An 8,652-nucleotide genomic window follows, 5' to 3' on the forward strand; every position below is an offset into this window, starting at 1 on the left:
CAGCAGGGCCACGGCGGTGGGCAGTTGCCCGCGCTGCCCACCGCCGCGCCAGTCCCGGGCTGCCGGTGTCGGCAGGCCAGGCAAGGACGAACAGGCGGTTGCGCTGGTGCGCGGCGCCGACCTCGGACGCGCGTACACAGCGCCACTCTGCATCGAACCCGAGCGCGGCAAGGTCGGCGAGCACGGCATCGAATCCAAGGGAAAGGTGCCCTGCGACGTTCTCAAAGAGTGCGAGGCGGGGTCGTAGAACGCCAAGGGCGGCGGCGATGTGGGGCCAGATGTGCCGGGCATCGGTGGTTCCCTTCCGTTTACCGGCGGAGCTGAAGGGCTGGCACGGGTAGCCGCCCGTGAGGATGTCGACCGCCTCCACCGCGTGCCAGTCGACGGCCGTGAGGTCGTCGAGGTTGGGCACGCCGGGGTAGCGGTGGGCCAGGATGCGGGCGGCACCGGGGTCGTTGTCCGCGACCCAGGCCAGGGACGTGCCGAAGACGTGCTGTGCGGCCATGTCCAGCCCGCCGTATCCGGTGCACAACGAACCGAGACGCAAAGCGCCGGTCTGGGCCATGCTGGAGACCTCCATCAGGTCTGCTGAGGGACGGATGGATGAGGGCGGCCCCGGACTTTGGCGAGACGGGGGCCGCCCTCGACGCTTCTAGAAGGGAGGTTCGTCGCTGGATCCGTTGGTCGCCCACGGATCGGTGCCACGGCGTCGCCGGTGCAGCCATCGGGGCAGGGCCGGGAGGGGCAGCAGGATCACGGCCCACTGCGTCCAGCACGGACAGTCCTCCCACTCGGTACCGGCGTACTCGCCGTTGTGGTCGCCGTAGTCGTGCGCGATGCCGCCGACGCCGTGGCAGTCGGGGCAGTGGGGGCAGTGGGGGCGGGGGGCGTCGGTCAGAGCCAGGGCCCGGCGGGGGCAATGGGTGACCTTGATGCGGAGTCGGACCACGGGTCTCCTCCTCGGGAGAGTGGTGGGGTGCGGGGCTGCCGACCGGCCGGGAAGCGGAATCTGCGTGGACTGCGGTTCAGGGAGGCGGGGGCACCCCCTCCCACGGTGCGTGTGGAGGGGGTCCGAGGGGCCTGACCTGGGGTGCTTCCCTGCCTCCCTGGCAGGTCATTTGCGCTGATCAAGCCCAGGGAGGCGGGGTCAGGGAGGGGGTGAGGGAGTTCTCCCTGTCTCCCTGACTCGTGCGGGTGCGGCTCCCTTCACCCGTGAGTGGAAGCGGAACCGTCCTCGGGCCGGTTGGCGAGCGCGCGGGAGAGCCGGTCGCGGCCGATGACCATGCGGCCGTCGGACTTGTAGGGCTCGGCTCCGGTGCCCTCCAGCGCGGCCTTGAGGTGGATGAACGACCACTTGCCGTACGTGCTGCTCACATCGGCCAGACGCTTGAGCACGTCCTGGGTGAGCACGCGCGGGGCGTCGCCGACCACGCTGGCGATGTCGGCCAGGTGGTCGCGCTCCTCCCCGGCCTCCACCGCGTGGAGGGTGGTCACCCCGTCCCGCAGGGCCTTGGCCCGCTGGGCGATGGCCTCGGCTTCGTCGTCGTTGATGTAGTGGGTGCGGATGGTGACGCTGCTCTGCCCGGGCGCCAGCTTCACCCCGTCTCCCGCGACGACGACGGTGCCCTTGTCCAGGCCCTGACGCAGCTTGTGCGGGGCCGCGCCACCGTCCACGGCCTTGTCTCCCAGCGCCATCCGGGCCTGGGACTCGGTGCCCAGCACGAGCGAAGCGCGAATGTGCGCCCCTTCCCGGACGAGCTTGGGAAGGTTCTGGTCGGTGGGGTCCTGGGTGCCCTGCCACAGCACCACGTCCACCGCCCGGCCCTGGTTGTGAATCTTGCGGGCCGCCTGGAAGTAACGCGAGGTGGCCTTGGTCCCGCCGTAGGGGCGCTTGTCCTCCCCGGCAGCGGGGCACATGAACGCCACCTGTGCCTCGTCCACCAGCAGGATCAGCGGCCGGAAGGTGGATGAGGCCGGGGCCATGATGCGGCGTTCCATCTCCGCGACGCCCTCTTCCAGCATGTCCACGACCTGGGCCACATGTTCGTCGGTGGGGCCCTCGATCAGGGTGGTGGCGATCCCCTCGAACGGCTTCCAGTCCCCCACGCCCTTCAAGTCCCCGATCCGGAATTCCACGGACGCGTCGAGGGCGAGCCACAGGGCCAGCGCCCGCAGCGAAGCGGTTTTGCCCTGGTTGGACAGGCCGGTGATGAGCAGGTGCCGCTGGAAGAGGCTGATCAGGGCGGCGTCCCCGCGCAGGTCCTGTCCCCACGGGGCCCGTCCGCCCTTGTAGTCGCCGCGCGCGGTGGTGTCGATGGCCAGCGGGGAGGGGCCGATGGGCTCATCCAGCGCGCCGGAATCCGCGATCCACAGCCGCACCGTGCGGGCGGCCTCGGGGATGGTGATGAACACTTCGTGCTCGTGCCGGGCGAGGTTTTCCGCGAGCTTGCGGCGCCGGGACTGCACCTCGTCCGTGGACACGCCGGAAGGCAGGGTCACATCGACTTCGACACCGCATCCGGCGATCGTGATCGGCCCCAGCATTCCCGCGCCGCCGTCGCCCATCTCCCCGATCGCCTTGCGCAGCGCGGGCACTCCCAGGTTGCGCAGGGCCTGCACCACGATCGAGGGGGTGACGGGCTCCCCGTCGCTGCTGCGCTGGGCGGCGGGCAGCACCCAGGCCGGGGCGGCCTCAGCCTTGCGGCCCACCCCCCACAGCGCCGCCAGCGCCATCCACGGCGTGGCCACGACCAGCGGCCCCCACACCACGGATGCGACCAGCACAATGATCCGGATGACCTCGATGACCGCCAGGGGCGGGGCCAGAACCTGGGCGATGTCCTCGTTGGCGATGGCGAGCACGCCCCCGAGCACGAACAGCCCGGCGACAGTGGCGCCGGCGCCGATTGCGGCGGACTTCGCGATACGGGGCGCGGAGGTCAGCAGCTCCATACGCCGCTGATGCCGGGCCGCCCGGAACTGCCGTCCGCGCTCCTCCCACTCCGCCGCCGCCTCGTGCTGCCCCGCGGCTTCGGCCGTGCGCATCATCCGCTCATACCGCGCGGCGGTACGCCCGTCCCACGCACGACGGGCCACGATCCGCGTCCCACCGATGACATACATGCTGTGCCGCACCGACGCGCGAGCGGCAGTGCGGGTGCGCTCATGCGTGACCGCACCCCGCACCGCCCGCCCACCACGACGCCACACAGGCGCCTGGCCGGACTGCGCAGCAGCGGTACCAGGCTCAGCCGCCTCGGGGGCGGCGCTCTCCTTGGCCAGGCTGACGGGCTCCCGCGCCTCGCGGTGCTCGTCCAGGTCGTGCACGGTGCCCATGAGGGGCGCCGCCGTAGCGTGTTCGGGCATGCTGGTTCTCTCCTGTCCGCTCACGAGTGGGGTGGTGCAGGGGCCCGCGACGGCCGACGAAGCTGCCAGGCCAAGGGCGGCCGTCGCGGGGCGCAGCTACCGGCGGGCGCGCTCAACGGCGCGCAGCCGCTTCTCAGCGGCCTTGCGGGCTTCCTTGGCGGCGGCGCGCTCGGGGCCGCGCGGGGCGGTGCGCTCAGCGACCGTCGCGGCGGCCACCTCCGCTCGTGCGGCCTTCAGCGCCGCCGCGTGAGCGTCGGCCTCAGCACGCGCACGCTCTTCGGCACGGCGGTCGATCGCGTCAATCTGCCGCTCAACGCCGCTGATGTCGCCCGCCGACTGCTTGGCGCCCTTGACCAGCAGCCCAGCACGCGTCAGCTTCTCCTTGCGGGTGTAGATACGGTCAGCCATTCCAGTCCTCCCAGGTCAGGCGGTCTTGGGTACGAGGTAGGGGTGGCCGCTCTTCATGTGGGCCACGCACTCCGGGCAGTCCTCACGCGGGCCCAGATGGCGGTGCGCCTCACGGCTGTGGTGCGCGTGGTACCAGCACTGCGGACACTCACCCGGCGGCGCCCCGGCCTGGGCACTCACCGCCTCACCCCTGCCGCAGACTGCGGCCACACGGCGGCGATGATGTCGGCGTGGTCGAACGCCAGCGCAGGCAGCGCGTTCAGCGGCCACCAGCGAGCTTCCTTCGCGTCGTCTCCGGCCGTGACCTGGATGCCGACGGGGACGCGGGTGCTGTAGGCGACGCTGATGTACCGGCCGCGAGGGTCCCGGCCCGGGGCGTCGAACACCCCGACCTGCCGCAACCGGGCCGCGTCGATGTGCAGGCCGGTCTCCTCCAGCAGTTCGCGGGCCGCCGCGCTGCGGCTGGTCTCCCCCGAGTCCACGTGGCCCCCGGGCAGCGCCCAGCACCCCGCGAAGGGGTCCCCGCCCCGCTCGATGAGCAGGATGCGGCCGTCCGGCGTGGTGGCCAGCACGTCAGCGGTGTAGCGGATGACCTCGAACGTCTCCACGTGATGCGTGGTCATGTGCGCGTCCTCTCCCGGGGCCGGACCCTCCGGCCCCACCACGCCCGCCAGCCCCCGTGACGGAGGGGGCTGGTTGGCGCGGAAGGGCAGGTCAGTCCTTGCCGTGGGTGAAGCCGTCCCACACCGAGCGCAGCACGAGCACGCAGATGGTCAGGGAGACGGCGCCGATCGCGAATGCGACCATGGAGACCGAGAGGGCGACGGCCAGGAAGCTGCCGCCGATCCCTATCCCGATCCACTTCGCCGCACCCCCACCGCTGTTCTGCGGGGCGGGGGTGGGCGGGTAGTGCCGGTGGGTGCAGGCAGGCGGGGCCGGGCGGTCGTAGCAGCCGCACCCGGCCTCATGCCGGTGAACAGGAATGTCCATGGGAGTCCTCCAGAGACGGGAGCGGCGCGGCATCAGGCCGCCGCACGCTGGTCTTCGGGGTAGGCGCACGGCACGCAGGTGCCGAGCCGGGAAGGGATGATGTAGCCCGCGTCCCGCCCGCACTGCGGGCAGACGCGGCGGGCGGTATTGGCCTTGGCCAGCGCCGCCCACTTCGCCGGGGTCATCGGCCGCACCGGCTTCGCCAGCTCGATGCGGTAGAGGTAGGCGACCAGCGGGGGCCGATGTCGGCGGGGCCGCTCCACCTGCGCGGCCACATCCTGGCCCCCGGGCCGCAAGCCCTGGGCGCGCAACTGGCGGCGCGTGGCGTAGCCGTCGGGGGCCAGGCGCCACCGGAAGACCGGCAGCGTGCCCATCACATCGACCGGGCAGCGCGGACTTCCGCACGGCTGAGCTGGTCAGCCCGCACGCGCGGCGCGGTGGTGTTCCACGGGAAGGGCCGGATGCCGTCAGCCGCCCGGTACACCCGGATCGCGGCACCCGAGGGGGCGTCGGGCAGCGGGTAGACGCGCCCGCCGTCCAGGGAGGCCAGCAGCCGGGCCCCGTGATGCTCACACCCCAGTACGCCAGCGTTCGAGGCGTCCAGGATCGTGACGGCCACCGGCCCCTCACAGGGGTCCGGGTCTTCAGGGTGGGCCGCAGGGCAGTACGTCATGCCGCCACCCCCACCAGATCGCGGCGCGCAGGGGAGCCGGGTGCCAGCGCCGCGAACGCGGCCTCAACCTCCGGCTCTTCGAGCTGGTGACGCTGCTCAGCGGCGCGCCCTTCCCGCTCGGTGCGCAGGGTCGCGGCGCGGTGGGCCTCCACGGCCTTGATGCGCTTGCGGCCCCACCCCTCGGAGAAGCCGAATTCACGGCCCAGCGCGGCGGGTCCGAGCGGGGCACCGGCGTCGAGGGATTCGGCGTACGCACTCTCCGCGCGCTGCCGGGCGCGTTCCATCTCCGCGTCGGTGTACGCCTGTGCCCGGGTGCCCTGTACGCCCGTACGCCGTTGGGCTACACGCTGTACGGGACCCGGTTTCGGCGCGGCCGTACGGGGCTTAACCTGCGCGTACGCACCGTCCGTACGGGGCGGAAGGGGGCGCGTACGCGTACGGCGCTTGCGGATGCCGTCCCAGTCGGCCGCTTCCTTGCGGCGGTGCTGGGCACGTCGTGCGGCGCGGATTTCGCGGACGGTCGGCTCACCGGGCGGGGCACCGTGACGGCGTTCCCACACGGTGGCGAACGCCTCCGTGAACTCCGCGCCGGTCGTGTCCGCGTGATGGCGGGCACGAGCCGACAGCCACGGGTGCCGACGCCGGATACGGCGCCACCGGGCGAGCTGGGCAGCGCTCTTGCCGCTCAAGGCCGCACGCCGCGAGCGCATCACCGTGCCCCACAAGATGAGCGCGGCCAGCGACGCGGCAGCGAACGCACCGGCCCGGTAGATGCCAACCGCGCTGGCATCCTCCAGCAGATGCCCAGCCGCATTGACGGCAGCGGCCACCAGCGCGGACACCCAGGTGGCCATCAGAAGGCGGCGGTGCGGGCGCTTGTGACTGATCGCGGCGGCCGTCAGACCCGCGAGGGTCAACGTCATGCCCTCAGTCAGCACCGGCACGCCAGCAGCCGCGATCCCCATGCCCGCCGCTGCGGCGGCATCCATCTGTCCGCTCCAGCCCATCACCAGGGAGACCGCGACGACCGGGATACCGGTCAGCGGCATGTGCGCGCTCACGGCCGCACGGGCGCCTATCCAGCGGCGGGCGCGGGTCTTGCGCCGCTCCGTGCGCCGCTTGGCGCGCGCCTTACGGGCCTTCTCCCGCGCATCCAACCGCGCCTGCCGCGCGGCGCTTTGCTGCTCGGTGCGCAGCCGGGCCGCCTCACGGCGGTCGGTACGCTCCTCCTCGCGCGCGGCACGCAGGTCTTCGCGTCGCTGTGCGGCTTCGGCCGCCCGGTCCTGGCGTCGCTCCTCCCGGCGGGAGGGAGACGCCAGCGGGGCGGGGGTCTGGGTGCTCACTGTCCACTCACCTCCGTGGGGGCGGCGCTGTGGTGGGTGCCGGACCGTCCGGTGCGGCGGCCGTTGACCGTGGCCAGCGCGGGCGCCCCGGGTGCGGCGGCCAGCCAGCCGCCCCCGCCGCGCTTGGCGATGTACATGACCTCATCCGCGCGCCGCAGCGCGGATGAGGCGTCGGGGGCCGGAAGGTCGCCGGACCAGCAACCGCCCACCGACGCGCCCACCGTCAGGCCCCGCCCGTTGCTCCGGGTGGGAGCAGTCAGTTCGCCGTGCAGGCCGCGCAGCAGCCACGGCAGAGCGATCGGGTCCCGCATGGGGGCCACGAGCGCGAATTCGTCCCCGCCCAGCCGGGCCGCGATCCCGCCCGCCGGGCCGTTCAACGCGTCGGACAGGCACCCGGCGGCGGCCCTCAGCACGGCATCCCCGGCGGCGTGCCCGTGGGTGTCGTTGACGGCCTTGAAGCCGTCCAGGTCCACGAAGACGACCGCACACGGCCCCGCAGCCAGCAGGCACACCGCGCGCCGCTCGAACGGCTCCCGGGTCAGCAGGCCGGTCAGCGGGTCACGGCGGGCGGCTTCCAGACGCCGACGCCACACCAGCGTGTGCAGGCCCCATCCCGCAGCGAAAGGAGCCGCGAAGACGGCGGCCAGACGCGGGCTCATGCGGCACCTCCCGCGCACAGCAGCCCGGCGAGGACCAGCAGGGCCCCACCCGCGCAGGTCAGGTCCACCGCACGCCGCAGACCCCGGAACTTCGCGACGGCGAGGCGGGACAGTCCGGCGATGTCGGCGGCCCGGTCGGTGACCACAACATCGGTGATCTCCTCAGCCGTGAGGGTGGCCCACAGCGGGAAACCATGCCTGCCCCGGAGGTTGGGGCGGACCGAGCGCAGCAACATGCCGGCAGCCGCGACCAGCAGCCCCATTCCGAGAGCTCCCGCCACGAGAGCGGGAGCGGTCAGGGGCGTGTCCTTGGCCACCGTCCAGGCCCCCGCCAGCACCGCGCCGACGAACGCCAGCAGCAGCCCCGTCTTCGTGTCGGTGCGGGCGATCTCCGCCTTCACCTCAGCGTGCGCGGCCGTCAGAGCCTCGTGCGTGCTCCCGGGGGTCATCGCGCACCCCCGCTCCGGCCGCTGTGACGGCGCCAGCCGAGCACCTGCACGAAGAACCCGACACTGGCGACCAGCAGCAGCCGCTGCTCACCCGCCACCAGGGCGCCGATGCTGGCCGCCATGGCGACCAGCGATCCGACCAGAAGCAGAACGAGGGCAAGCCCCGTCGGGGAAGACGTGGGGGCGCTCATGCCGCACCCCCCGTCCCGGCCAGGTTCGCCGCATCAACGCGGGCGGCCAGCACACGCTTGTGGGCGCGGCGCAGACGCTGCATGTCCACCTCGGACGGGACGCGGTCCATGGTGATGATCCAGACGTCCAGCAGGTCGACTTCCCTGTCGATGACGGGCATCTCGGCCTCGATGGCATCCAGCTCAGCCGTCGTGGGCTCCATCCACGGAGCGAAGGCCGTAACAGCCTCCTGAACAGTCACGATGAGATTCACGGGTCGTACTCCTCTGAAGTGTGGGGCGGCCCTACAGCGCCCCCGGAGTTGCAGCTCCGGGGGCGCGCGCCGTGTGGGAATGGGGTCAGCGTCCGAGCGCGTCAGCCCTTGCGGCAGGACGCGGCGTGGCGCCTCGCGTAAGGGGTGAGCGTCTTGACCGCATGGCGAACCTCGGACTTGAACGTGACCGGCTCGCTCTCAACCAGGCGCTCACACGCCTGGCAGAACACGATGACATCGGCACCGTCGAGGTAGATCTCGACGTTGAACCCGTGCTTGGTCTTGATGCTGGCCATGCGAACCTCCGGATGCCCTGGTC

The 8,652-nt window shown here is 72.5% G+C and carries 15 protein-coding genes; all 15 read right to left on the bottom strand.

What is annotated here, in order from left to right; translation table 11 throughout:
* Nucleotides 1-565, bottom strand: a 565-nt coding sequence (locus tag ACYVOO_RS27635; protein ID WP_461018427.1) for a DNA cytosine methyltransferase, incomplete at its 3' end; no start/stop codon positions are given.
* 87 nt (nucleotides 566-652) lie between these two features.
* Nucleotides 653-949 carry a hypothetical protein gene (locus ACYVOO_RS27640; protein WP_461018428.1) on the bottom strand — a complete coding sequence of 99 codons (297 nt, stop codon included), beginning with the start codon at nucleotides 947-949 and terminating at the stop codon, nucleotides 653-655.
* A gap of 257 nt (nucleotides 950-1,206) precedes the next feature.
* On the bottom strand, nucleotides 1,207-3,366 hold the full coding sequence (locus ACYVOO_RS27645; protein ID WP_461018429.1) for an ATP-binding protein: 2,160 nt from the start codon (nucleotides 3,364-3,366) through the stop codon (nucleotides 1,207-1,209).
* Nucleotides 3,367-3,462: 96 nt separating this feature from the next.
* Nucleotides 3,463-3,774 (bottom strand): hypothetical protein, encoded by a 312-nt coding sequence (locus tag ACYVOO_RS27650; protein ID WP_461018430.1) that lies wholly within the window; start codon nucleotides 3,772-3,774, stop codon nucleotides 3,463-3,465.
* Nucleotides 3,775-3,789: 15 nt separating this feature from the next.
* Complete coding sequence (locus ACYVOO_RS27655; protein ID WP_461018431.1) at nucleotides 3,790-3,954, bottom strand: pRL2-8; 165 nt, start codon at nucleotides 3,952-3,954, stop codon at nucleotides 3,790-3,792.
* Nucleotides 3,951-4,397 (bottom strand): NUDIX domain-containing protein, encoded by a 447-nt coding sequence (locus ACYVOO_RS27660; RefSeq protein WP_461018432.1) that lies wholly within the window; start codon nucleotides 4,395-4,397, stop codon nucleotides 3,951-3,953. Before ACYVOO_RS27660 ends, ACYVOO_RS27655 begins: the two co-directional genes overlap by 4 nt.
* Nucleotides 4,398-4,488: 91 nt before the next feature.
* The gene (locus ACYVOO_RS27665) at nucleotides 4,489-4,764 is read right to left on the bottom strand and encodes a hypothetical protein (RefSeq protein WP_461018433.1); all 276 of its coding nucleotides are present in this window, start codon (nucleotides 4,762-4,764) and stop codon (nucleotides 4,489-4,491) included.
* Nucleotides 4,765-4,796: 32 nt separating this feature from the next.
* Complete coding sequence (locus ACYVOO_RS27670) at nucleotides 4,797-5,138, bottom strand: RRQRL motif-containing zinc-binding protein (RefSeq protein ID WP_461018434.1); 342 nt, start codon at nucleotides 5,136-5,138, stop codon at nucleotides 4,797-4,799.
* Entirely contained in the window at nucleotides 5,138-5,383 is a 246-nt protein-coding gene (locus tag ACYVOO_RS27675) for a hypothetical protein (protein ID WP_461018435.1), read from the bottom strand. Before ACYVOO_RS27675 ends, ACYVOO_RS27670 begins: the two co-directional genes overlap by 1 nt.
* 50 nt (nucleotides 5,384-5,433) lie before the next feature.
* Nucleotides 5,434-6,780, bottom strand: coding sequence for a hypothetical protein (locus tag ACYVOO_RS27680; protein WP_461018436.1), 1,347 nt, complete (start codon nucleotides 6,778-6,780; stop codon nucleotides 5,434-5,436).
* Complete coding sequence (locus ACYVOO_RS27685) at nucleotides 6,777-7,439, bottom strand: GGDEF domain-containing protein (RefSeq protein ID WP_461018437.1); 663 nt, start codon at nucleotides 7,437-7,439, stop codon at nucleotides 6,777-6,779. Before ACYVOO_RS27685 ends, ACYVOO_RS27680 begins: the two co-directional genes overlap by 4 nt.
* The gene (locus ACYVOO_RS27690; protein WP_461018438.1) at nucleotides 7,436-7,888 is read right to left on the bottom strand and encodes a Pycsar system effector family protein; all 453 of its coding nucleotides are present in this window, start codon (nucleotides 7,886-7,888) and stop codon (nucleotides 7,436-7,438) included. Before ACYVOO_RS27690 ends, ACYVOO_RS27685 begins: the two co-directional genes overlap by 4 nt.
* Nucleotides 7,885-8,079, bottom strand: a complete 195-nt coding sequence (locus ACYVOO_RS27695; RefSeq protein WP_461018439.1) for a hypothetical protein — start codon at nucleotides 8,077-8,079, stop codon at nucleotides 7,885-7,887. The genes ACYVOO_RS27690 and ACYVOO_RS27695 overlap by 4 nt, the downstream gene beginning before the upstream one ends.
* Entirely contained in the window at nucleotides 8,076-8,333 is a 258-nt protein-coding gene (locus tag ACYVOO_RS27700) for a DUF6284 family protein (protein WP_461018440.1), read from the bottom strand. The genes ACYVOO_RS27695 and ACYVOO_RS27700 overlap by 4 nt, the downstream gene beginning before the upstream one ends.
* 101 nt (nucleotides 8,334-8,434) lie before the next feature.
* Nucleotides 8,435-8,652: hypothetical protein (locus ACYVOO_RS27705; RefSeq protein WP_461018441.1), on the bottom strand; the 218-nt coding region annotated here is incomplete at its 5' end.

Source organism: Streptomyces daliensis, assembly GCF_054782395.1.

What these genes read in the sequence shown, in the direction of transcription:
- ACYVOO_RS27645 (WP_461018429.1), bottom strand. Translation starts at nt 3,366, where the DNA reads ATGCCCGAACACGCTACGGCGGCGCCCCTCATGGGCACCGTGCACGAC.
- ACYVOO_RS27685 (WP_461018437.1), bottom strand. Translation starts at nt 7,439, where the DNA reads ATGAGCCCGCGTCTGGCCGCCGTCTTCGCGGCTCCTTTCGCTGCGGGA.
- ACYVOO_RS27690 (WP_461018438.1), bottom strand. Translation starts at nt 7,888, where the DNA reads ATGACCCCCGGGAGCACGCACGAGGCTCTGACGGCCGCGCACGCTGAG.
- ACYVOO_RS27650 (WP_461018430.1), bottom strand. Translation starts at nt 3,774, where the DNA reads ATGGCTGACCGTATCTACACCCGCAAGGAGAAGCTGACGCGTGCTGGG.
- ACYVOO_RS27665 (WP_461018433.1), bottom strand. Translation starts at nt 4,764, where the DNA reads ATGGACATTCCTGTTCACCGGCATGAGGCCGGGTGCGGCTGCTACGAC.
- ACYVOO_RS27670 (WP_461018434.1), bottom strand. Translation starts at nt 5,138, where the DNA reads ATGGGCACGCTGCCGGTCTTCCGGTGGCGCCTGGCCCCCGACGGCTAC.
- ACYVOO_RS27660 (WP_461018432.1), bottom strand. Translation starts at nt 4,397, where the DNA reads ATGACCACGCATCACGTGGAGACGTTCGAGGTCATCCGCTACACCGCT.
- ACYVOO_RS27695 (WP_461018439.1), bottom strand. Translation starts at nt 8,079, where the DNA reads ATGAGCGCCCCCACGTCTTCCCCGACGGGGCTTGCCCTCGTTCTGCTT.